Origin of the sequence: Brevibacterium metallidurans (genome assembly GCF_037101285.1) — a bacterium.
Classification (GTDB): Bacteria; Actinomycetota; Actinomycetes; order Actinomycetales; family Brevibacteriaceae; genus Brevibacterium; species Brevibacterium metallidurans.
This window is the reverse complement of record NZ_BAAAAF010000008.1, coordinates 39,745-61,883: the sequence shown is the minus strand read 5'-3', so window position 1 is coordinate 61,883 and position 22,139 is coordinate 39,745. Positions and strand designations below refer to the sequence as shown.

Sequence of the window (22,139 nt, the reverse complement as noted above, 5' to 3'; positions counted from 1 at the left end):
AACGTCGCCCGACGCGCGGACGCCCCGCCTTTCGGCGACATTGGAGGTCGATGTGGACCTGATCGAATTCGATCGGCTGCCGGAGCGCGAGGCCCGCGAGGTTGTGCGCCCCTGCCTCGACGTCGAGCGCTGGATCGATGCCGTGACCGCCGCCCGCCCGTTCGGAACGGTCGAGTCCGCGCTCGAGTTCGCCCGCACCGCCGCCTCCCCGCTCACGCCCGAGGAGATCGGGCAGGCGCTGACCCACCATCCCCGGATCGGGGAGAAGGCGAGCGGCGACTCCGCCGAGGCGGCCCACTCCTCCCGCGAACAGGCCGGCCTCGGCACCCTCGACGGCTCCGTCGAAGAGCGCCTGCGCGCCGGCAACGCCGCCTACGAGGAGCGCTTCGACCGGGTCTTCCTCATCCGCGCCGCCGGCCGCAGCCCCGAGGAGATCCTCGACGAACTCGACCGCCGCATGACCAACTCCGATGACGATGAGCTCGCCGAGGTGGGCCGCCAGCTCATCGAGATCGCCGTCCTCCGCCTCGAAGGGATCCTCGCATGAGCTTCATCACCGCCCACGCCCTCGACTCGACCGCCGGCACTCCCGCCGCGGACCTCGCCGTGACCCTCTTCGACGGGGAGGAGGAGATCGTGAGCGCCCGCACCGATGCCGGCGGCCGGGTCTCCGAGTTCGGTCCCGACCGGCTCGAGCCCGGCACCTACCGGATCGTCTTCGGCACCGGCGAGTACTTCGAGGCCCGCGGTCAGGACCACTTCCACCCGCAGGTGACGATCGACTTCACCGTCAGGGAGGGCGAGGCCCACTACCACATCCCGCTGCTGCTCAGCCCGTTCGCGTACAGCACGTACCGGGGGAGCTGAGACACCGCAGCGCTGCGCGAACCGCGCCGCACATCCGCAGACACCAGGGGAAGCAGGCCCCCTGCAGGATCTCCATCCTCAACAAACCGCCGAAGCTCGCCGGAGTCCACCGGCAGCCTCGTCAGACATCCGGGCCGATCGCGACCACCGCGACGGCACAACGAGGAGTACGGCAATGAGCACAGTGAAACTGACGACGAACCAGTACGGCAAGGCGGAGAACCGCCTCATGCGGGTCTACCGCGACACCGACCGGCATGAGATCCGCGACCTCAACGTCACCTCCCAGCTGTGGGGCGACTTCGAGACCGCGCACACCGAAGGCGACAACGAGCACGTCGTCGCCACCGACACCCAGAAGAACACGGTCTACGCGAAGGCCAAGGAGCTCGGGGTGAGCTCGCCCGAGCAGTTCCTCCTCGGGCTCGCCGACCACTTCACCTCAAGCTTCGACTGGGTGAGCGGGGGCCGCTGGGAGGCCGAGGAGTTCGGCTGGGCGCGCATCAACGACCACGACCATTCGTTCTACCGGGCCGCCCCTGAGGTGCGCACCGCCGTGCTCACCCGCGACGGGGACACGGACACGCTGATCTCCGGCTTCCGCGACCTCACAGTGCTCAAGACCACGGCGTCGGGCTTCGTCGGCTACCCGCGGGACAAGTACACGACCCTGCCGGAGACCGAGGACCGGATCCTCGCGACCGACATCGCCACCCGCTGGGTCTACAACACCACCGACGTCGACTTCGAGGCGACGTATGAGAAGGTCAAGGCGATCATCCTCGACGCGTTCACCGACCACTACTCGAAGGCCCTCCAGCAGACCCTGTACAAGATGGGCGAGAAGGTCATCGAGCAGGTCGAGGAGATCGACGAGATCCGCTTCTCGTGCCCGAACAAGCACCACTTCCTCTACGACATCGAGCGCTTCGGGCTGGAGAACCCGAACGAGGTGTTCATCGTCGCCGACCGTCCCTACGGACTCATCGAAGCGACGTTCACCCGTGACGGCGTCGAGGAGTCGAAGGACGCCTGGATGCACATCAAGGGCTTCTGCTGACCTCAGCTGCGGACTCGGGCCCGCGGGAACCTCTCCCGCGGGCCCGAGTCGTATGACCCTGCCCGATTCTCAGAACCGACAGAGAGGCGAACCCCGATGACCGCACTGTCCAACCGCCCCGAAAGCCCCGTGACCCCCGCCGACGACGAGGTCGACGAGTGGCTCGAGTCCTGGGAGGGACTCGTGTCCACGCAGGGCACCCAGCGCGCCGGCGAGATCATGGACGCCCTGCGTCGGCGGGCCGCGACGAACTCCGTGGCCCAGCCGAAGGTGACGACGACGGACTACGTCAACACGATCCCCGCCGACCAGGAACCGGCCTATCCCGGTGACGAGCGGCTCGAGCGCCGCTACCGGAAGTGGCTGCGGTGGAACGCCGCGATGCTCGTCCACCGGGCGCAGCGACCCGAGATCTCCGTCGGCGGGCACATCTCGACCTACGCGGGTGCCGCGACGCTCTACGAGATCGGGTTCAACAACTTCTTCCGCGGCCAGGACCATCCCGGCGGCGGGGACCAGGTCTTCTTCCAGGGCCATGCCTCACCCGGCATGTACTCCCGTGCCTTCCTCGAGGGCAGGCTGACCGAGACCCAGCTCGACGGCTTCCGCCAGGAGGTCTCGCGCGCGCCGAACGGACTGAGCTCCTACCCGCACCCGCGCCTCATGCCCGACTTCTGGCAGTTCCCCACGGTGTCGATGGGACTCGGGCCGATCAACGCGATCTACCAGGCGCAGATGAACCGCTACCTCCACCATCGGGGGATCGCCGACACCTCCGGGCAGCGGGTGTGGGCGTTCCTCGGCGACGGCGAGATGGACGAACCCGAATCGCGCGGGGCCCTGCAGCTCGCGGCGAACGAGGGCCTGGACAACCTCACCTTCGTCGTCAACTGCAACCTCCAGCGCCTCGACGGGCCCGTGCGCGGCAACGGCAAGATCGTCCAGGAGCTCGAAGCGGTCTTCACCGGCGCCGGCTGGAACGTCATCAAGGTCCTCTGGGGTCGCGAGTGGGACTCCCTGCTCTCTGCCGACCGCACGGGCGATCTCGTGCGGATCATGAATGAGACCCTCGACGGGGACTTCCAGACGTTCAAGGCCGAGTCCGGGGGCTTCATCCGCGACAACTTCTTCGGCCGCTCCCCGGTGACGAAGAGCCTCGTCGAGCACCTCAGCGACGACGACATCTGGAACCTCAAACGCGGCGGCCACGACTACCAGAAGGTCTTCGCCGCCTACGATCGTGCGGTCAGCGAGACCGACCGGCCGACCGTCGTCCTCGTCCAGACCGTCAAGGGCTACGGCCTGGGCACGAGCTTCGAGTCGCGCAACGCGACCCACCAGATGAAGAAGTTCTCAGCCGCCGACATCAAGGCCTTCCGCGACCGGATGGACATCCCCATCACCGACAAGGTCATCGACGATGATCCCTACTCCGTGCCCTACTACCATCCGGGGCCGGGCGACGAGGCGATCGAGTACATGGTCGAAAGGCGCCGCCGCCTCGGCGGGTTCGTCCCCGAACGCAGGCGCGACCGCAGTGCGATCACCCTGCCGGCGGCAAGCGACAAGGCGTTCGCACAGTCCAAGAAGGGCTCGGGCCAGCAGCAGGCGGCGACGACGATGGCCTTCGTCCGCCTGCTCAAGGACCTCATGCGGGAGAAGGGGCTGGGGGAGCGGATCGTGCCGATCATCCCCGATGAGGCCCGCACCTTCGGCATCGACGCGTTCTTCCCGACCGCGAAGATCTACAACCCCAACGGCCAGAACTACCTCGCCGTCGACCGGGAGCTCTTCCTCTCCTACAAGGAGGCGAGCTCCGGCCAGCTCCTCCACGTCGGCATCAACGAGGCGGGGGCGGCCGCCGGGTTCACGGCGGCCGGCACCGCGTACTCGACGCACGGACAGCCGATGATCCCCATCTACGTCTTCTACTCGATGTTCGGCTTCCAGCGCACCGGCGACGCCTTCTGGGCGGCCGCCGACCAGATGACCCGCGGCTTCATCATCGGTGCCACCGCGGGCCGGACGACGCTGACCGGGGAGGGCCTCCAGCACGCCGACGGGCACTCGCCCACGCTTGCGGCGACGAATCCGGCGGTGCGTATCTACGATCCGGCGTTCGGCTACGAGATCGCCCACATCATGGCGGACGGACTCCACCGGATGTACGGCGAGCACGACCTCGGCGAGGACGCGCGCAACGTCATGTACTACCTCACCGTCTACAACGAGCCCATGGTCCAGCCTGCCGAACCCGAAGGGGTCGACGTCGACGGGATCCTGCGGGGCATCCATCGGATCGCCGAGGCGGGGGCGGGGGAGCGTCCGGTCGTCCAGCTGCTCGCCTCCGGGGTCGCCGTGCCCTGGGCGCTCGAGGCCCGCGGGCTGCTCGCCCAGGACTGGGACGTCGATGCGGCTGTGTGGTCGGTGACCTCGTGGGCGCAGCTGCGCCGGGACGGACTCGAGTGTGAGGCCGCGCGCCTGAGAGACGTCGAGGCCGAGCCGCGTGTGCCCTACGTCCGCTCTCGCCTCGGCGGTGAGCCGGGACCGATCGTGGCCACGAGCGACTTCGATTCGACGCAGCCCGACCTCATCCGGCCCTTCCTCGCCCAGGACTTCGCGACGCTCGGCGCGGACGGGTTCGGCTTCTCCGACACCCGGGCCGCAGCCCGCAGGCACTTCCGCATCGACGCGCATTCGATGGTCGTCCGCGCCCTGCAGATGCTCGCCGACCGCGGGGAGGTCGATCCGCGCTCACCCGCCGAGGCGGCCCGGAAGTACCGACTCCACGACGTCACCGCGGGGACCTCCGGCACGGCCGGCGGGGACGCGTAGGCGCGCCGTCGCAGGGCAGCGCCACCGCAGCGCCGCGGGGCCTCAGGCTCCGCGGCGCATATCGGCCGAGATCTGCTCGGCCGCCGAGCGCAGCAGCGGGATCGCGCGCTGCGCGAAGTCCTCGTCGACGCGGCTGATCGGCCCGGAGACGGAGATCGCCAGCGGCGAGGGCGCGTCGGGCACGGACATCGCGAAGCAGCGCACTCCGAGCTCCTGCTCCTGTTCGTCGATCGAGTACCCGCGCTCGCGGATGCGGTCGAGTTCGGCCTCGAGGTCCTCGATCGTTGCGATGCTGTGCTCGGTGGGGGTGGGCATGCCGGCGGTGGAGACGATGTGGCGGACCTGTTCGGGATCGAGTTCGGCGAGGATCGCCTTGCCCACCCCGGTGTCGTGCATGTGGGTCCGGCGTCCCACCTCGGTGAACATCCGCATCTGCCGCTCGGAGGCGACCTGATCGACGTAGACGACCATGTCCCCGTCGAGGGTCGCGACGTTCGCGGACTCGCCGAGCTCCTCGACGAGCGTGCGCAGGTAGGGGCGGGCGATCGCACCGAGCTGGGCGCCGGCGAGATTGCCCAGCCGCACGAGTCCGGGACCCAGCGCGTAGCCGCGGCCCGGCAGCTGCCGGACGATGCCGAGGCCGAGCAGGGTCCCGAGCAGGCGGTGGATCGTCGGCAGGGGCAGGTTGACGTCGGCGGCGATGTGGCTGAGCGTGGCCGATCCCTGCGAGTTCGCGATGCACTCCAGGAGGCCGAACGCCCGCTCGACTGACTGCACTCCGCCCTTGGTCTGACGGATCGCAGGGGTGGCTGAGTCGTTCGTAGTCATCCGTTGTCCTCTTCCTCGAAGTGGGCGACACTTCCGCTCAGTGTACTGCGGAATGGAAGAGAGTTTCCGTTCAGCGCCCGCCGCGACTAGATATTCCATGATGCAGAAGCTAACATCCATGATACGGAATAAATTTCATCAGAGAGGATGACAATGGCTGTTCCCAGTCCCGGATACTCCATCACCCTTCGCGTGGCCACGGCCGTCGGGCAGGCATCGACATCGGACCTCGTCGCGGCCGCCGCGGCGACCGGTGCCGCCATCACCGCCCTCGACGTCGTCGAATCCACGCCCGACACCGTCGTCATCGACGTCAGCGCCGACACCCGCGACGTCGCCCACGCCGAGGAGGTCTCCACCGAGCTGAGCGCCCTGTCCGGGGTCGACGTCCGCAAGGTCTCCGACCGGACCTTCCTCCTCCACCTCGGCGGGAAGCTCGAATCGACCCCCAAGGTGCCCCTGCGCAACCGCGACGACCTCTCCCGCGCCTACACTCCGGGTGTTGCCCGAGTGTGCAAAGCGATCGCTGCGAACAAGGACGATGCCAGGCGCCTGACGATCAAACGCAACACCGTCGCCGTCGTCACCGACGGCACCGCGGTCCTCGGCCTCGGCGACATCGGACCCGAAGCCGCGATGCCGGTCATGGAGGGCAAGGCCGTGCTGTTCAAGCAGTTCGCCGGCGTCGACGCCTGGCCGGTGGCGCTCGATACGAAGGACACCGAGGAGATCATCGCGATCTGCAAGGCCATCGCCCCGGCCTACGGCGGGATCAACCTCGAGGACATCTCCGCCCCGCGCTGCTTCGAAATCGAACGCCGTCTGCGCGCCGAACTCGACATCCCCGTCTTCCACGACGACCAGCACGGCACGGGCATCGTCACCCTGGCGGCGCTGAAGAACGCCCTGAAGGTCGTCGGCAAGGACATCGGGGACGTCCGCATCGTCGTCTCCGGCGTGGGTGCCGCCGGCCATGCGATCATCCGCCTCCTCCAGGTCGCCGGAGCCCGGACCATCATCGCGTGCGGACGCGACGGGGCGATCGGACCGGATTCGGTCGTCGACACCGAGCACAAGGTGTGGCTGAAGGAGAACACCAACCCCGAGGGCTTCTCCGGCACGCTCAAGGAGGCCGTGGTCGGCGCGGACGTCTTCATCGGCGTCTCCGCCCCGAACATCCTCGATGGCAGCGACATCGCGGCGATGAACGACGGCGCACTCGTCTTCGCGATGGCCAACCCCGACCCCGAGGTCGACCCCGCCGAGGCGCTCAAGCACGCCGCCGTCGTCGCCACCGGCCGCAGCGACTACCCCAACCAGATCAACAACGTCCTCGCCTTCCCCGGGATCTTCCGCGGACTCCTTGACGCCGAAGCCACCGACGTCGACGAGTCGATCATGGTCGCCGCCGCCGACGCGATCGCCTCGTGCATCCCCGAAGAGGACCTCCACCCCGGCTACGTCGTGCCCTCGGTCTTCGACCCCGAGGTCGCGAAGAAGGTTGCCGAGGCCGTCGCCGCCGTCTCACGGTGAGGGGAGACATGTATGTGAGCGACAATGGTGGGGAGACCGGCCGGCTCACCCACACGGCAACGGAAGAGGAAGCAGTGAAGCGAACAACGCTGGATGACATCGATGCTCTGCTCGCGGACACGGATGAGCTGCTGAGCACGCGTTATCCGGGTGACCGGGACGTCCGCCAGCCGATCCACACGGTCTACGTCCCCGGTGACCAGGCGAGTCCGAGGATCCAGCAGGAGTGGGGGCAGCAGGCGCTGGCGGCCGTGGAGGCCGGCGGCGGCATGGTCCAGCTCGCCGAACGCGTCATCGTCGCCTCCCGCAAGGAGAGCGGGGAGGCCTTCGGGCAGACCCCGCCCAGCCTCCACCAGGTCGCCCGGGAGGCGGAGCTGCTCGCCGAGGCGGTGACGAGGAAGCTCACGAGCGAACCGATCGAGGACCTGAGGTTCGACTTCGAGGACGGCTTCGGCGACCGGGGCGACGAGGCCGAGGACGCCGCCGTGCGCGCGGCCGCCCGGGCCGCCGTCGCCTCCCGCGGGGAGCCCACGGCCCCCGGGTTCGTCGGCATCCGCTTCAAGAGCCTCGAGGCGGCCACCCGAGCCCGGGGTCTGCGCACCCTCGAGCTCTTCGTCACCGAGGCGATCGCCGGCAGCGGTTCCCTGCCGGAGGGCCTCGTGCTCACCCTGCCCAAGGTGAGCACCCCCGCCCAGGTGCAGGCGATGGTGCTCGCCGTCCGGGCGCTCGAGGCCGAGAACGGCCTGGCCGACGGGTCGATCACCTTCGAGGTCCAGGTCGAGACCCCGCAGCTCATCCTCGGCCCCGACGGCACTGTGCCCCTGCCGGCCGTGCTCGATGCCGGGGCGGGACGGATCACCTCGCTCCACTACGGCACGTACGACTATTCGGCGTCGATGGGAGTGGCCGCGGCCTACCAGTCGATGGAGCACCCCGTCGCGGACTTCGCGAAGAACCAGATGATGCTCGCCGTCGCCGGCACCGGCGTCCACCTCTCCGACGGGTCGACGAACATCCTCCCCGTGGGCGAGCCCGAGGCGATCCAGCAGGCCTGGAGCCTCCACGCCCGCCTCGTCCGCCGGCACCTGCGCCGGGGGATCTACCAGGGCTGGGACATGCACCCCAACCAGCTGCCCACCCGGTTCCTCGCGACCTTCCGGTTCTACCGCGAGGGCCTCGAACTCGCCGCGGCACGCCTGCGCAGCTACGTCCACCGCACCGACTCGGGCGTCCTCGACGAACCGGCGACCGCGAAGGCGCTCGCCCGCTACCTCAGCCGCGGACTCTCGTGCGGGGCGCATGCACCCGCCGACGTCGAGGAGCGCATCGACCTGCCGGTTGAGACCCTCGAGGCGCTCGCCCGCACCGGCACGACCCAGCCGCAGGCCTGAGCGGCACCCGCAGACCCCAGAGAACGCCCGAGAGACCGAAGGAGCCCCATGAGCATCACGACCGACCCGTACACCTACTGGGCGCCGACCGGCGGACACCCGCCGCAGTCGGACCTGCTCACCGACCGCGCGATCGTCACCGAGGCCTACACGGTCATCCCCCGCGGCGTGCTGCGCGACATCGTCACCTCGGCGCTGCCCGAATGGACCGGGACGCGTTCGTGGGTGCTGTCGAAGCCCGTGGCCGGGGGAGCGGTGACGTTCTCACAGACGATCCTCGAGGTCGCCCCCGGAGGCGGCTCCGAACGGCCCGAACCGCAGCCGGAGGTCGAGGGGTTCCTCTTCCTCATGGCCGGTGAGCTCACCGTCACCCACGAGGGCACCGACCATGTGCTCACCCCCGGCGGGTTCGCGTACCTGCCCGCGGGCTCGACGTGGAGCGCGTCCTCGACCGGCGCCGAGGCGGCCCGCTTCCACTGGGTGCGCAAGCGCTATCAGGAGGTGGCAGGGCTGACTCCGGAGGCGGCGTTCGGCAACGAGGCCGATGTCGAACCCTCTTCGATGCCGGGCACCGATGACCGGTGGCGGACGACGCGTCCGCTCGACCCTGCGAATCTCGCCTACGACATGCACGTCAACATCGTCACCTTCGAACCCGGTGCCGTCATCCCGTTCGCGGAGACCCACGAGATGGAGCACGGCCTCTACGTCCTCGAAGGCAAGGCCGTCTACCGTCTCAACGGCGATTGGGTGGAGGTGCAGGAGGGCGACTTCATCTCGATGCGCGCGTTCTGCCCGCAGGCCTGCTACGCCGGCGGTCCCGGCCGCTTCCGCTACCTGCTCTACAAAGACGTCAACCGCCAGGTCGAGCTCTGAGGCGCGACCTGACGGCTGAGGTGTTCGGCTCAGATGAGCAGGCTCGGGTGAGCTGGCTCAGATGAGCTGGAGGGTCCTCGCGGTGTACTCCGAGAGCTCGGTGAGCAGGGTCTCGTCGTCGGCGAGGCTGCGGCCGAGCGAGGGGACCATGTCCTTGAGCGAGGGCTCCCAGCCGTCGTACTGACGGGGGAAGCAGGTCTTGAGCAGACCGAGCATGATCGCCACCGCCGTCGACGCGCCCGGGGAGGCGCCGAGGAGGGCGGCGATCGAGCCGTCGGCGGAGGAGACGAGTTCGGTGCCGAAGCCGAGCACGCCGCCGCGCTTGGCATCGTGCTTCATCACCTGGACGCGCTGACCGGCCTGGATGAACTCCCAGTCGGCGGGGTCCACCTCGGGGATGAACTCATTCATCGCCGCGAAGCGGGCCTTCTTCGAGGCCGCGAGCTCGGAGAGCAGGTAGGTGACGAGGTCGGTGTTGTCCTTCGCGACGCCGAGCATCGTCGGCAGGTTGTTTCCGCGCACGGAGAACGGCAGGTCGGTGAAGCGGCCCTGCTTGAGGAACTTCGGCGAGAATCCGGCGTAGGGGCCGAACATGAGGTAGTCCTGGCCGTCGACGACACGGGTGTCGAGGTGGGGCACGGACATCGCGGGGGCGCCGAAGGAGGCCTGTCCGTAGACCTTCGCCTGGTGCCGGGAGACGAGCTCGGGGTTCGCGGTGCGCAGGAAGATGCCGGAGACGGGGAAGCCGCCGTAGCCGCGTCCCTCGGGGATGCCGGACTTCTGCAGCAGGGGCAGGGCCCCGCCGCCGGCGCCGATGAAGACGAACTTCGCGCTCACCTTGTGGGTCTCACGCGAGAGCAGGTCGCGCACCGTGACGGTCCAGCCGTCGGAGGCGCGATCGAGGTCGGTGACCTGGTGGCTCGTGCGGATCGTCGCGCCCTTGTCGGCCGTGTAGCGCAGCAGCTGGCGGGAGAGCGAACCGAAGTCGACGTCGGTGCCGATCTGCGTGCGCGAGATGCCGTTGACCTGACCGGGGCCGCGGCCCTCGAACATGAGCGGCAGCCATTCGGCCTGCGTGGCCGGGTCGTCGGTGTACTCCATCTCAGCGAAGAGCGGGTTGCGGACCATCTGCTCGCGGCGGTTCCGGATGTAGTCCCGGCCCTTCTCACCGCGGCCGTAGCTGATGTGGGGAACCTGGTTGATGAAGTTCTTCGGCTCCGGCAGCACCCCGGTGTCGACGAGGTGCGACCAGTACTGGCGCGAATGATGGAACTGCTCGTTGATCTGCGAGGCCTTCGTCAGGTCGATGTGGCCGTTCGCGTCCTCGGGGGTGTAGTTGAGCTCGCACAGTGCGGCATGACCGGTGCCGGCGTTGTTCCACGGGTCGGAGCTCTCCTTGGCGACATAGTCGAGCTTCTCGTAGACCCGGATGTCCCAGTCGGGCTGGAGTTCGGTCAGCATCGCGCCGAGGGTGGCGCTCATGATGCCGCTGCCGATGAGGACAACGTCGACCTTTTCCTGCGTTGAGGGCATTTCCACTCGCATTCTTCATCAGAGGCTTTAACGACCTTCAGACTACTCCGAGCCGCGCCTCAACCCGAAGTCGGGGCCGGGAACCGGAGACGATGATCACTCTCAGCGCAGAGGGTGGCAGTGCCAGCCCCAGCCGACATCGTGGCAGCGCTCGCCCCCGTCGGTCGGCGACGGGTCGGGCGTCGGCTCCTCGGTGGGTGTCGGGGTCGGTTCGTCCGTGGGTGTCGGCGTCGGACTGGGTTCCTCGGTCGGCGTGGGGCTCGGCTCGTCGGTCGGGGTCGGGGCGGGCTCCTCGGTCGGGGTCGGGGCCGGGCTCGGCTCCTCCGTGGGGTCCGGACTCGGTACGGGTGCCGGTGGACTCGGTGCCGGTGCGGCGGGGGGATCGGCCGGACGCGCGGCCTCGGGATTCTCGCGGGGGACGGGGTGCGGTCGCTGCGGCGATGGCGGTCGCACCCGCTGTGCGGGCTCGGCGGGCACCTCGGCGGGACTCTGGGGAGCGAAGGCGTCGGGCTGGTTCGCCGAAGGTGGTGCCCCCTGGTTCGGCGACGAGCTGCCCTCGGCGTCGTCGGATCGAGCGGTGACCGTCGGCGCCGGCGATGGAGTGTTCGCGGCCTCGGGCACCTCGCCGCCGCGTGTGAGCGCCAACGTGCCCGCCGCGACCGCAGCGGTGGCGATGAGGACGGCGGCAGCGATCTTGACGACGGTCGCGAGGCCGCTGCCCGAGGAGACGCCGCTGCCCGAAGCGCCGACCGGCTCGACCGCGGCGGCAGGCTCGCCAACCGTTCCGGCGACAGGCTCGCCGGCGGACCCACCCGCGACAGGCTCGCCGGCTGACCCGCCGGCCGACCCGCCCGCGACCCCGGCGACCGCCTCGGCGAGGGCCGGCACGGCGGGGAACTGGCCGGACTCGATGAGGGCACCGGCGAGGACGGCGGGGGTCAGCCACGCACCGAGGGTCGTGTTGAGGCGGCTGAGCGCAAGCGACTGGCGGCGGCAGTAGATGCAGTGGCGCAGGTGCGACTCGACGGACTTGCCGCGTTTGAGGCCCAGGTGGTTGCGCACATAGCGGGCGAGTTCGGAGGAGTACTCGGCGCACGCGGGCTGAGCGGGTTCGACATGCTCCTGCAGGTACGCGGTGCGCAGCCCCTCCCGAGCGCGGTGGAGGAGCGAGTTGAAGGCGTTGGCCGTCAGTCCGAGGGCGGCGGCCGCGGCGGCCGTCGAGGTGCCGTCGATGTCGATCATCGTGATCGCCTGCTGCCACGAGGCCGGCAGGGTCCGGAACGCCCGCGCCAGCTGGTCGCGTTCGGAGACCTCGCTCGCGACGTCCTTGGGTCCGCTGCCGGCGAGGACGGCGAGGACCTCCGGGTCGACGGCGGTCGTCGCCTTCGTCGTCGCCGTGGATCGGTGGGCCTCAGAGCGCACCGCAGTCATGAGGTAGGACTTGAAGGACTCCCGCGGCCCCGAACCGTTGCCCCAGGCCCGCCAGATCTTCGCGAACGCCTCGGCCACCGCATCCTCGGCGCGGGTGGGGTCCTGGGTCAGGCGCAGGGCGAAGTGGAGTGCGGGCAGGCGGTGCCGGTCGTAGAGTTCGGCGAAGGCCGCACGGCCGTCCTCGGAATCCGGGGTGCCCTCGATGATGCGGGTGACGAGCTCTGCGTCGGGGATGGTGCTCAAGGGGTCGGACATCGATCCTTCGCCTCGGAGGGGACTTGAGGGGGCGCCTGATCGCGGCTGCGAGGAGGCGGAACGAGGGGAACGCTCAACCATCCATTGTAGTTTCACGCACCCCCTTCTCACAATCAGTCATCCGTCAAGCATCCTTGAGAGTCCTGGCCTCTCACCTGGCAATTCTCGAGTGCGTGAAGAAAATCTGTCGGTTCGCGAACGAACACGCCCGCTGCCGGGTCTGTATAGGTGAAGGGTCCACCACCCATGGCCCTTCGCGTCCCGCCGTGTCGGACGACCCCTCGAGTCCTCGACTCATCCCCGGTGGCCCTGCAGATCGCTGCAGGGCCACGTTGTGCCCGGCAGCCGTCCCCGGCAGTCGTCCTCGGCACGGACCGGTGGTGCCCCGCGCGCGTTACCTGTGTCACGATGGGGGCATGTCGAAACGATTCCTCCTTCGTGATGCCTTGTCCCAGTTCCCGCCCTACGTCCCGGGCAAGCCCCCGGCCGGCGACACGGGACTGACCCCGTACAAGCTGTCCTCGAACGAGAATCACCTTCCCCCGCTGCCCGGGGTCACCGAGGCCGTGGCCCAGGCCACGCAGACGCCCGCGGCCTACCCCGACCCGAAGTCGTCGGGGCTCGTGGCCGATCTCGCCGCCTACCTCGACGTCGACCCCGCCGAGGTGGTCCCCGGTGCCGGTGCCTCCGAGATCCTCTCGGCGCTGACGAACATCACCCTCGAAGCCGGCACTTCGGTCGTCTACCCGTGGCCGTCGTTCGAGATGTATCCGATCCTCGCCGCCGCCCGCGGGGCCGAGAAGCGCGCGGTGCCGTTGCTCGCCGACGGCCGCCACGACTTCGCCGGGATGCTCGCGCAGATCGATGAGACGACCCGGCTGGTCCTGCTGTGCTCGCCGAACAACCCGACCGGTCCCTCGGTGCGCACCGAGGAGCTCGAGGGCTTCATGGCCGAGGTCCCGGAGAACGTCATCGTCGCCCTCGACGAGGCGTACTGGGAGTTCGCCACCGACGCCGAGGCGGTCGACGGGCTCGCCGCCTTCCGTGAGCACCCGAACCTCGTGCTCGCCCGCACCTTCTCCAAGGCCCATGGGCTCGCGGGCCTGCGGGTCGGCTACGGTGTCGCCGACGCCGAGATCGCGACCGCCCTGCGGCAGGTCGTCGCCCCGTTCAGCGTCACCGCCGGAGCGCAGGCGGCCGCCGCCAAGTCCCTGGCCCGCACCGACGAGGTGCTCGTGCGGGCGAAGGAGGTCGCGGCCACCCGTGACCGGTTCGCCGCCGACCTGCGCGACCTCGGCTTCGACGTCCCCGACGCGCAGGGCAACTATGTGTGGATCGCCCTCGACGACGAGGCGGCCGCGGCCTTCGAGGACGCGTGTGCGGCCCAGGCCGTGGCGATCCGGAAGCTCAAGGGCGGCGTGCGCGTGAGCATCGGCGCCGATGAGGCCCTCGACCGAGTGCGCGCGGTCGCCGCGGACTTCGCCGCCGGCCGATGAGCCTCGACCAGGCGGCGGAGAGCCTCGGCGACCTCGCCGACCGGCTCACCGACGGTGCGCTCGTCACCGACCGCGACGTCATCGACGCCTACGCCTTCGACCGGGCGCTGTTCTGCCCGGCCGGGCAGGCGCTCGGCCTCGTCCGGGCCCGCAGCGTCGACGACGTCGTCGCGGTCATGCGCTTCGCCACCGAACACCGCATCCCCGTCGTCACCCAGGGTGCGCGCACCGGGCTCTCCGGCGGGGCGAACGCCGTCGACGGCGGCCTCCTGCTCAACGTCGCAGGCCTCGACGCGATCCTCGAGATCGACCCCGTCGACCGGACCTGCCGCGTCGAACCCGGAGTCATCAACGCCGACCTCAAGGCGGCGCTCAACACCGAGGGGCTCGCCTACCCACCGGATCCCGGTTCGGTGGCGATCTCGACGATCGGCGGCAACGTCGCGACGAACGCCGGGGGCATGTGCTGCGTGAAGTACGGGGTGACGAAGGACTACGTCCGCGGGCTCACCGTCGTCCTCGCCGACGGCACCGTGACCAGGCTCGGGCATCAGACGGCGAAGGGTGTGGCCGGCCTCGACCTCACCTCCCTGTTCGTCGGCTCGGAGGGCATCCTCGGCGTGATCGTCGAGATCACCCTCGGCCTCACCCCGGCCCTGCCGCCGCCGCTGACCGGGGTGGGGATCTTCCCCGACGCCGAATCCGCCGGGCGCACCGTCGCCGACTTCATGGCCGCAGGCCTCCAGCCCTCGATGCTCGAGCTCATCGACGCCGCGACCATGGCGATGATCAACGACTTCGGGGACTTCGGTCTGCCCGACGACGCCGGCGCCCTCCTCCTCGTCCAATCCGATGCCCCACCCGCCGAGGCGGAGGCTGTGCTGGCGCGCTTCCAGTCCGTGGCCGAAGCGAACGGGGCCACCGAGGTCGTCGTCTCCGACGACCCCGACGACAGCGACATGCTCGTCGCCGCCCGGCGGGCCGTGGCCCCGGCGATGGAGCAGTACGCGAACGCCCACGGCGGGGGAGAGCTCGTCGACGACGTCTGCGTGCCCCGGTCCCGCCTCGGCGAGTTCTTCGCCCGGCTGCGGGAGATCGACGACCGCTACGACATCGCCGTCGCCACGGCAGGGCATGCGGGGGATGGGAACATGCATCCCTCCGTCCTCTTCGACGCCCGCGACGAGGACCAGATCGCCCAGGCGCAGGCGGCGTTCGCCGAGATCATGGCGCTCGGCCTCGAGCTCGGCGGGACGATCACGGGGGAGCACGGGGTCGGCTATCTCAAACGCGAATGGCTCGGCCGGGAGCTCGATCAGGGAGCTCAGCGCCTGCAGGCGGGGATCAAGGACACCCTTGACCCCTTGGGGATCCTCAATCCCGGGAAGGTGCTGCCAGGGACTGTCTGAGGGCTGCGATGTCCTCGGGCGTCGTCCGGCAGCAGCCGCCCAATATCCGGGCACCCTGGTCGATCCAGTGGTCGACCGGCCATGCGCCGAGGCGGTCGTCCGGCTCTGCGGCCGACGGCGCTGCCGGCCGCCATTCCATCGTCTCCGCTTCGTAGGTCTCGCCCGAGTTCGGGTAGGCGAGCAGCGGGAGATCCGTGCCGGTCGCAAGCGTCTCGAGGGCGGGAGAGACCTGGGCAGGCCGGACGCAGTTGATGCCGAGCGCGCGGATGATCGGATGGGCGCAGGCCACCTCGGCGATCGCGGTGAGCGGGGTGCCGTCGGGAAGGTGCGGGGCGGCCGCGCACCCGTCGGCGAGGGTCACCGACAGCCACGCAGGGACGCCGACCTCTTCGGCGAGGTCGGCGAGGACGCGGATCTCGGCGAGGTTCGGCTGGGTCTCCAGAGCGATGACGTCGGCGCCCGCCTCCGCGAGAGCCGCGATCCTGGGACGGTGGAAGGCGGCGAACTCAGCGTCGGTGAGCCGGTAGTCGCCGGTGTACTCCGAACCGTCGCCGAGCGCGGCCCCGAACGGGCCGACGGAACCGGCGACGAGGGAGGCCCCGGCGACCGCGCGTCGGGCGATGTCGACGCTGACTGCCGCGAGGCGGCGGACCTCTGCCCCGCTCAGGCCGGCACGGGTGCTCAGCTGGTAGCTCGCGGTCGTGACGATGTCGGCGCCGGCGGCCGCAAAGGCGGCGTGCACCTCGGCGAGGGTCTGCGGATCATCCCGGAGGAGACCGGCCGACCACAGGTCGTGGTCGAGCCCGACACCCCGGGTTTCGAGCGCGGTGCCCAAGCCGCCGTCGAGGACGAGGGGGACGCGGGAGTTCAGGCTCGTGTCGAGCGCCGCGGTGAAGGTCGTGCCCATCGACCCAGTTAAACTTGTCCGGTGACCGGAATCGAATCGCCCGCAGCATCTGAGACCGTGCCCGTCGAGGCAGCGCCCATCAACGACCGTTCGGCCTTCGGCTTCGAAGTCGGCACCCGGCTCGAGACGGGCGGGCGCACCGGCGTCATCTCCACCCCGCACGGGCAGATCGCCACCCCCGCCTTCATCCCGGTGGGGACGAAGGCCACGGTCAAGGCCGTCAAGCCCGAGGACGTCGCGGCACTCGGCGGGCAGGCGGTGCTCGCGAACGCCTACCACCTCTACCTCCAGCCGGGCTCGGACATCGTCGACGAAGCCGGCGGGCTGGGCCGGTTCATGAACTGGCCGGGACCGACGTTCACCGACTCGGGCGGATTCCAGGTGATGAGCCTCGGCGCGGGGTTCAAGAAGGTCATCTCGATGGAGCTCACCGGTGAGCAGAACGACGACGTCATCGCCGAGGGCAAGGAGCGCCTGTCGAACGTCGACGACGACGGGGTGACGTTCAAGTCCCACCTCGACGGGACGATGCACCGGTTCACGCCCGAGGTCTCGATGCAGGTCCAGCACCAGCTCGGCGCGGACATCATGTTCGCCTTCGACGAGCTGACGACGCTGGTCAACACCCGCGGCTACCAGGAGACCTCGCTCGAGCGGACCCGACTGTGGGCGATCCGCTGCATCGAGGAGCACCGGCGGCTGACCGAATCCCGGTCGCACCGGCCCTACCAGGCGCTCTTCGGGGTCCTCCAGGGCGCGCAGTACGAGGATCTGCGGCGCAAGGCCGCGCGTGATCTCGGGGCGATGGACTTCGACGGGTACGGCATCGGCGGGGCCCTGGAGAAGGAGAACCTCGGGACGATCATCCGCTGGGTGTGCGAGGAGCTGCCGGAGGACAAGCCGCGGCATCTGCTGGGGATCTCCGAACCGGACGACCTCTTCGAGGCGATCAAGACCGGGGCGGACACCTTCGACTGCGTCTCACCCTCGCGGGTCGCACGCAACGCCGCGATCTACACCCGCGACGGCCGGTACAACCTCACGGGTGCCAAGTACCGCCGCGACTTCGGTCCCCTCGACCCCGAATGCGACTGCTACACGTGCGAGAACTATTCGCGGGCGTACCTGCGGCACCTGTACAAGGCCAAGGAGATGCTCTTCTCGACCCTGTGCACGATCCACAACGAGCACTTCGTCGTCAGCCTCGTCGCCGAGATCCGGCAGGCGATGGAGGACGGGCGCTTCGCCGAGCTCGAGGCCGAGGTGCTCGGCCGCTACTACGCAGGGTGAGTCAGAGCGCGTAACTGGGTTCGTGCCGTTTGACGACCGTGATGACGCGGTAGGTCACCGGCAGGAGGATGACCTCGACGGCGACCTTGTAGACGAAGCCGACGACGATGTAGGTGAGGAAGTCGAGGCCGGGGATGACCCCGGCGAAGGCGATCGTGCAGAAGAGCAGCGTGTCGACGAACTCGCCGACCCCGGTCGAGGTGAGGAGGCGGACCCAGAGCTTCGACTCGCCCATGCGCTTCTTCACGGCGACGAGGACGTAGGAGTTGAGCAGCTGCCCGACGAAGTACCCGGCCAGGGAGGCCGCGACGATGCGCGGGTAGAAGCCGAGGACCGCGGCGAACGCGTCCTGATTCTCATACCCCGGTCCCGGGGGTGAGATGAGGACGAGCCAGAAGACGAAGGTCGCGAGGATCTGCAGGGCGAAGCCGGTGATCACGGCCTTGCGGGCGGCCTTGAAACCGTAGACCTCGCTGATGACGTCGCCGAGGATGTAGGCGATGGGGAAGAGGAACGCCCCGCCGTCGGTGACGATGGGTCCGAAGCCGATGACCTTCGTCGCCGAGATGTTCGAGATGATGAGGACCGCGCAGAAGATCGCGAGGAAGATCGCGTAGTACCGGCCGCGGGAGGATGCGAAGGCCGCGAGGCGGTGGGCGGGTTCGGTCTCGCTGCCCTGGTCGTCACTGGCCTGCGACAACGGCGATCTCCTTCCCGCCGGTCAGGGCGACGAGCTGGTCGTAGGTGAGCGGCATCATCGAGTGCGGGGTGCCGGCGGCGACCCAGAGTTCGGGGAACTCGCGCAGGGCTGTGTCGATGTAGGTGGGGATCGGTGCGGGGTGGCCGATGGGGGCGACCCCGCCGATGACCTGACCGGTCGCTGATCGCACGAGGTCCTTGTCGGCGCGGTCGAGGGAGTCGACGCCGATGAGGTCTGCGACGACGTCCGTGTCCACGCGGTGGGCGCCCGAGGTCATGATGAGCACAGGGTCGCCGCCTGCGGAGAAGATGAGGCTGTTGGCGATCGCTCCGACGTCGACTCCGAGCCGCTCCGCCGCCGAGGCGGCCGTCGGGGTGGCCTCGGTGAAGACCGTGATCTGCGGGTCGATCCCGTTCGTGGTGAGGATCTCGGCGATGCGGGTGATGTTGGGATGGCGGTCGGTGTCGGCGTCGGACTCAGCATCGTTCTCGGCCGGCTCAGGGATCGCCTCGGCGAGGCCGCGACGGCGCAGGAGGGGGCCGACGTCGGGACGGACGCCGAAGAACCTCTCGATCGCGCTCATCGGGTCGACCGAGTAGCCGGGGGCGAGGATCGCCTCGCGGAACCCGTCGCCGGCTTCCCGGCTCAGCCCGCCCTGGGCCTCGAACCATTCGCTCACCCACGCGGCGATGACCTCGGAGTAGAGGTACGAGTAGTAGCCGGCGGCGTACCCGGAGGCGAAGATGTGGCCGAAGTACGTCGTGCGGTAGCGCGGGGGCACGAGCGGGGCGAACCCGGAGGCGGCGAGGACCTCGGATTCGAAGGAGAGCACATCGGTGATGTGCTCGCCGGCTTCGAGCGAATGCCACGAGAGGTCGAGCATGGCCGCGGCGAGGTATTCGATCGTCGAGAAGCCCTGCCCGAAGCTCTCGGCGGCCAGCAGCGCGTCGACCATCTCGGTCGGCATCGGCTCACCGGTGTCGACGTGGACGGCGTAGTGGGGGAGGACCTGAGGGTGGAAGCGCCACATCTCGTTGAACTGGGAGGGGAACTCGACGTAGTCCCGGGGCACCGAGGTGCCGGCCGTCGACGGGTACGTCGAGTTCGCGAACAGGCCGTGGAGGACGTGGCCGAATTCGTGGAAGAGCGTCGTCAGCTCGGTCGGGGAGAGCAGCGTGGGCCGGCCCGGTCCCGGTTTGGCGAGGTTGAGGGAGAGGGTGGTGACGGGCAGGTCGCCGGTCAGCCTCGAGGCGGGGACGAGCTGGTCCATCCACGCTCCGCCGCGCTTCGTGTCCCGGGCGTAGGGGTCGATGAGGATGAGGCCGAGGGTGCGGTCGGTGGTGTCGGTGACCTCGAAGGCGAGGACGTCGTCATGCCAGCCGGCGATGTCGTCGCGGGCGGCGAAGGCGATCCCGTAGAGTCCGGTGGCCGCACGGAAGACGCCGCCGGAGAGCACGGTGGAGAATTCGAAGTACTTCGCGACCTCGTCGGGGTCGACGCCGAACTCGTCCTGCCGGTACTTGGCGAGGTAGTGCATGACATCGGAAGGGGCGATGTCGTCGAGTCCGTAGCGGGCGCGGACCGTGTCGAGTTCGGCGGTCAGCTGGGCGTTCGCGGGGGCGATGAGGGAGGAGACGATGTCGGCGGCGGCGTCGGGGCCGCCGGCGGTCTGGTTGTCGATCGCATAGGAGGAGTACGAGGGGTAGCCGAGCAGCTTCGCCTGCAGGGCCCGCAGTGCGGTGATGTCGGAGACCTGCGCGCGGGTGTCGCCCTTCCCGCCCTGGGATCCGCGCGCCATCGAGTTCGCGAGCACCCTTTCGCGCGTCTCCGCGCTGGTCAGGGGGCCGAGGACGAGCTGCTGGGTGAAGTTGTTCAGCGGCAGCAGGTAGCCGGTCTCCTCGCGTTCGCCGGCCCGGGTGGCTGCGGCCGCGATCTGGTCCTCGCTCAGTCCCGCCAGCTGACCCACCTCGCCGAGGTGGACGGCGAGTTCGCGTGTGTCCGTGCCGAGTGCCCGGGAGAAGGAGGTCGAGAGCGCGGTGAGTTCGGCTTCGATCGTCGCCATGTGCGCGCGGTCCTCCTCGCCGAGGCGGGCTCCGGCGCGGACGAAGTTCTCGATCGTCAGCTCCTGGTGCCGTTTGTCCTCGGGGTTGAGGTCGGTGGTGGGCACCTGTTCGATGCGGTGGAAGAGGTCGACGTTCAGCAGCATCTGAGTGCGGGTCGCGGACAACCGGACCCACACCTCGGCGACGGCATCCGTGAGCTCAGGGGTGAGGTGGTTCGATTCGATCGTGCGCACGAGGGCGGCGAGCCGTGCCATGGGCACGGTCGCCGATTCGAAGCGGACGGTGGCGGTGGCGAACGTCGGATCGGTCTCGTCGGTGACGATGTGGTCGACCTCGGACAGGGCGAAGTCGGTCGCGGCCTGGGCGGCGGCGATGAGGGAGTCGGGGGTGACGGCGGTGAAGTCGGGGAGGGAGAAGTCGCCTTGTGGGTCGAGGAGTTCGTCCCAGACATCGGCGGCCGTTGGTTCGGAACTCATCGTCGACGTACCACTTTCTTCACGATCTTCTCAGGTAACGCCTCCGATCCTAACGCGTGGCGGCCGCAGGGCGCATGGTTGCTGGCTAGACTGGGGCGCATGAGCAGCACATCCTTCCCCATCACCAATGCCTTCCGACTCGGGTTCATGGGCACCCTCGGCGTCGGGCTCGCCCTTGTGCTCATCACCGCGGTGCAGTCGGTGGGGACCGTGCTCATCTACATCGGACTCGCGCTGTTCCTCGCCCTCGGGCTCGATCCCATCGTCCAGTGGCTGGTGGCGCGGAAGCTGTCGCGGACCCTGGCCGTCATCCTCGTCGTCGTCGCGTTCATCGGCGTCGTCGTCGGCGTCGTCCTGCTCATCGCGCCGGCCGTGATCTCGCAGATCCAGCAGTTCATCACCGACCTGCCGGGGATCATCGCGAAGCTGCAGACGACCGAGTGGGTCCAGGACCTGGAGAACCGGTTCACCGGGGCAGTCGACGTCGATTCGATCTTCTCGAGTGCGACCGCGTGGGTCTCGGATCCGAAGAACGTGCTGTCGGTGGGCGGCGGCGTCGTCTCGATCGGGGCGGGGATCCTCAGCTTCGTCAGCGGCGTCATCATCGTCGTCATCCTCACGATCTACTTCGCGGTGACCCTGCCGACGATCAAGGCGGCGATGCTCTCGCTCGTGGCTGCGAGCTCGCGTGAGACCGTCGGTTCGGTCTCCGATGAGATCACGCGGTCGGTCGGGCGCTACGTCCTCGGCCAGCTCTCGCTCGGCGTCATCAACGGCGTGTGCTCGGCGATCTTCCTCACCATCATCGGGGCGCCGCTGCCGGCGCTGCTTGCGTTCGTCGCGTTCCTCGCCTCGCTCATCCCGCTCATCGGTCCGATCTCCGGTGCCATCGTCATCACGGCCTCGTGCCTCATGGTGTCCCCGGGTCTGGGGATCGCGGCGGGTATCTACTACCTCATCTACATGCAGATCGAGGCGTACCTGCTCAGCCCGCGCATCATGAATGCCGCGGTCGCGGTGCCCGGTGCCCTCGTCATCATCGCCGCGATCGCCGGCGGCACGCTCGGCGGTGTCCTCGGAGCCGTCGTGGCAGTGCCCGTGGCCGCGTCGTTCCTCATCATCATCCGCAAGGTGATCATCCCCGCGCAGGACAAGAAGTAGGGGCTCAGGTGTCGCTTGGTCGGCGGCG

The 22,139-nt window shown here is 69.3% G+C and carries 17 protein-coding genes; 11 read left to right on the top strand and 6 right to left on the bottom strand.

Going from position 1 to position 22,139, the window contains the following annotated elements; all coding sequences use genetic code 11:
• The first annotated feature begins 52 nt into the window (after window positions 1-52).
• The 4 genes from uraD to aceE all read left to right on the top strand — a co-directional run bounded on the left by uraD (window position 53) and on the right by aceE (window position 4,762).
• On the top strand, window positions 53-547 hold the full coding sequence (uraD, locus tag AACX88_RS11130; RefSeq protein ID WP_339393081.1) for a 2-oxo-4-hydroxy-4-carboxy-5-ureidoimidazoline decarboxylase: 495 nt from the start codon (window positions 53-55) through the stop codon (window positions 545-547).
• Window positions 544-867, top strand: a complete 324-nt coding sequence (gene uraH, locus AACX88_RS11125) for a hydroxyisourate hydrolase (protein WP_339393080.1) — start codon at window positions 544-546, stop codon at window positions 865-867. The genes uraD and uraH overlap by 4 nt, the downstream gene beginning before the upstream one ends.
• 175 nt (window positions 868-1,042) lie before the next feature.
• The gene (gene pucL, locus AACX88_RS11120; protein WP_339393079.1) at window positions 1,043-1,927 is read left to right on the top strand and encodes a factor-independent urate hydroxylase; all 885 of its coding nucleotides are present in this window, start codon (window positions 1,043-1,045) and stop codon (window positions 1,925-1,927) included.
• A 96-nt stretch (window positions 1,928-2,023) separates the two neighbouring features.
• Window positions 2,024-4,762, top strand: coding sequence for a pyruvate dehydrogenase (acetyl-transferring), homodimeric type (gene aceE, locus AACX88_RS11115; RefSeq protein ID WP_339393078.1), 2,739 nt, complete (start codon window positions 2,024-2,026; stop codon window positions 4,760-4,762).
• A 42-nt stretch (window positions 4,763-4,804) separates the two neighbouring features.
• Here the strand turns inward: aceE and AACX88_RS11110 are convergent, their stop codons facing one another.
• On the bottom strand, window positions 4,805-5,590 hold the full coding sequence (locus AACX88_RS11110; protein ID WP_339393077.1) for an IclR family transcriptional regulator: 786 nt from the start codon (window positions 5,588-5,590) through the stop codon (window positions 4,805-4,807).
• A gap of 153 nt (window positions 5,591-5,743) precedes the next feature.
• Here AACX88_RS11110 and AACX88_RS11105 point away from each other — a divergent pair, with 153 nt between their 5' ends.
• From AACX88_RS11105 to AACX88_RS11095, 3 genes are all read left to right on the top strand, one after another.
• Window positions 5,744-7,123: an NAD-dependent malic enzyme gene (locus AACX88_RS11105; RefSeq protein ID WP_339393076.1), complete on the top strand. Its 1,380-nt coding sequence runs from the start codon at window positions 5,744-5,746 to the stop codon at window positions 7,121-7,123.
• A 74-nt stretch (window positions 7,124-7,197) separates the two neighbouring features.
• Window positions 7,198-8,514 carry a DUF6986 family protein gene (locus AACX88_RS11100; protein WP_339393075.1) on the top strand — a complete coding sequence of 439 codons (1,317 nt, stop codon included), beginning with the start codon at window positions 7,198-7,200 and terminating at the stop codon, window positions 8,512-8,514.
• A gap of 48 nt (window positions 8,515-8,562) precedes the next feature.
• The gene (locus AACX88_RS11095; RefSeq protein ID WP_339393074.1) at window positions 8,563-9,390 is read left to right on the top strand and encodes a bifunctional allantoicase/(S)-ureidoglycine aminohydrolase; all 828 of its coding nucleotides are present in this window, start codon (window positions 8,563-8,565) and stop codon (window positions 9,388-9,390) included.
• Window positions 9,391-9,447: 57 nt separating this feature from the next.
• Here the strand turns inward: AACX88_RS11095 and mqo are convergent, their stop codons facing one another.
• Both mqo and AACX88_RS11085 read right to left on the bottom strand, forming a co-directional pair.
• Window positions 9,448-10,923, bottom strand: coding sequence for a malate dehydrogenase (quinone) (mqo, locus tag AACX88_RS11090; protein ID WP_339393073.1), 1,476 nt, complete (start codon window positions 10,921-10,923; stop codon window positions 9,448-9,450).
• Between the two features lie 102 nt (window positions 10,924-11,025).
• A complete protein-coding gene (locus tag AACX88_RS11085; protein WP_339393072.1) occupies window positions 11,026-12,609 on the bottom strand; it encodes a sigma-70 family RNA polymerase sigma factor in 1,584 nt (527 codons plus the stop codon).
• Window positions 12,610-13,025: 416 nt separating this feature from the next.
• On the opposite strand from AACX88_RS11085, the gene hisC reads away from it, so the two are divergent.
• Window positions 13,026-14,105: a histidinol-phosphate transaminase gene (gene hisC, locus AACX88_RS11080; protein ID WP_339393071.1), complete on the top strand. Its 1,080-nt coding sequence runs from the start codon at window positions 13,026-13,028 to the stop codon at window positions 14,103-14,105.
• Entirely contained in the window at window positions 14,102-15,514 is a 1,413-nt protein-coding gene (locus AACX88_RS11075) for an FAD-binding oxidoreductase (RefSeq protein WP_339393070.1), read from the top strand. Before hisC ends, AACX88_RS11075 begins: the two co-directional genes overlap by 4 nt.
• Here the strand turns inward: AACX88_RS11075 and mmuM are convergent.
• Complete coding sequence (mmuM, locus tag AACX88_RS11070; RefSeq protein ID WP_339393069.1) at window positions 15,480-16,421, bottom strand: homocysteine S-methyltransferase; 942 nt, start codon at window positions 16,419-16,421, stop codon at window positions 15,480-15,482. The genes AACX88_RS11075 and mmuM overlap by 35 nt on opposite strands.
• A 21-nt stretch (window positions 16,422-16,442) precedes the next feature.
• Between mmuM and tgt the strand changes: the two genes are divergently transcribed.
• Window positions 16,443-17,711, top strand: a complete 1,269-nt coding sequence (gene tgt / locus AACX88_RS11065; RefSeq protein WP_339393068.1) for a tRNA guanosine(34) transglycosylase Tgt — start codon at window positions 16,443-16,445, stop codon at window positions 17,709-17,711.
• Between the two features lies 1 nt (window position 17,712).
• Here tgt and AACX88_RS11060 read toward each other — a convergent pair whose 3' ends face one another.
• Both AACX88_RS11060 and AACX88_RS11055 read right to left on the bottom strand, forming a co-directional pair.
• A complete protein-coding gene (locus AACX88_RS11060; protein WP_339393067.1) occupies window positions 17,713-18,411 on the bottom strand; it encodes a queuosine precursor transporter in 699 nt (232 codons plus the stop codon).
• Window positions 18,395-20,950, bottom strand: a complete 2,556-nt coding sequence (locus tag AACX88_RS11055) for a M3 family metallopeptidase (protein ID WP_339393066.1) — start codon at window positions 20,948-20,950, stop codon at window positions 18,395-18,397. The genes AACX88_RS11060 and AACX88_RS11055 overlap by 17 nt, the downstream gene beginning before the upstream one ends.
• A 99-nt stretch (window positions 20,951-21,049) precedes the next feature.
• On the opposite strand from AACX88_RS11055, the gene AACX88_RS11050 reads away from it, so the two are divergent.
• Window positions 21,050-22,111 (top strand): AI-2E family transporter, encoded by a 1,062-nt coding sequence (locus AACX88_RS11050; RefSeq protein ID WP_339393065.1) that lies wholly within the window; start codon window positions 21,050-21,052, stop codon window positions 22,109-22,111.
• Window positions 22,112-22,139: the final 28 nt, after the last annotated feature.

What these genes read in the sequence shown, in the direction of transcription:
- mqo (WP_339393073.1), bottom strand. Translation starts at nt 10,923, where the DNA reads ATGCCCTCAACGCAGGAAAAGGTCGACGTTGTCCTCATCGGCAGCGGC.
- pucL (WP_339393079.1), top strand. Translation starts at nt 1,043, where the DNA reads ATGAGCACAGTGAAACTGACGACGAACCAGTACGGCAAGGCGGAGAAC.
- AACX88_RS11110 (WP_339393077.1), bottom strand. Translation starts at nt 5,590, where the DNA reads ATGACTACGAACGACTCAGCCACCCCTGCGATCCGTCAGACCAAGGGC.
- AACX88_RS11050 (WP_339393065.1), top strand. Translation starts at nt 21,050, where the DNA reads ATGAGCAGCACATCCTTCCCCATCACCAATGCCTTCCGACTCGGGTTC.
- AACX88_RS11095 (WP_339393074.1), top strand. Translation starts at nt 8,563, where the DNA reads ATGAGCATCACGACCGACCCGTACACCTACTGGGCGCCGACCGGCGGA.
- AACX88_RS11105 (WP_339393076.1), top strand. Translation starts at nt 5,744, where the DNA reads ATGGCTGTTCCCAGTCCCGGATACTCCATCACCCTTCGCGTGGCCACG.
- hisC (WP_339393071.1), top strand. Translation starts at nt 13,026, where the DNA reads ATGTCGAAACGATTCCTCCTTCGTGATGCCTTGTCCCAGTTCCCGCCC.
- aceE (WP_339393078.1), top strand. Translation starts at nt 2,024, where the DNA reads ATGACCGCACTGTCCAACCGCCCCGAAAGCCCCGTGACCCCCGCCGAC.
- mmuM (WP_339393069.1), bottom strand. Translation starts at nt 16,421, where the DNA reads ATGGGCACGACCTTCACCGCGGCGCTCGACACGAGCCTGAACTCCCGC.
- AACX88_RS11055 (WP_339393066.1), bottom strand. Translation starts at nt 20,950, where the DNA reads ATGAGTTCCGAACCAACGGCCGCCGATGTCTGGGACGAACTCCTCGAC.
- AACX88_RS11075 (WP_339393070.1), top strand. Translation starts at nt 14,102, where the DNA reads ATGAGCCTCGACCAGGCGGCGGAGAGCCTCGGCGACCTCGCCGACCGG.
- uraH (WP_339393080.1), top strand. Translation starts at nt 544, where the DNA reads ATGAGCTTCATCACCGCCCACGCCCTCGACTCGACCGCCGGCACTCCC.
- AACX88_RS11085 (WP_339393072.1), bottom strand. Translation starts at nt 12,609, where the DNA reads ATGTCCGACCCCTTGAGCACCATCCCCGACGCAGAGCTCGTCACCCGC.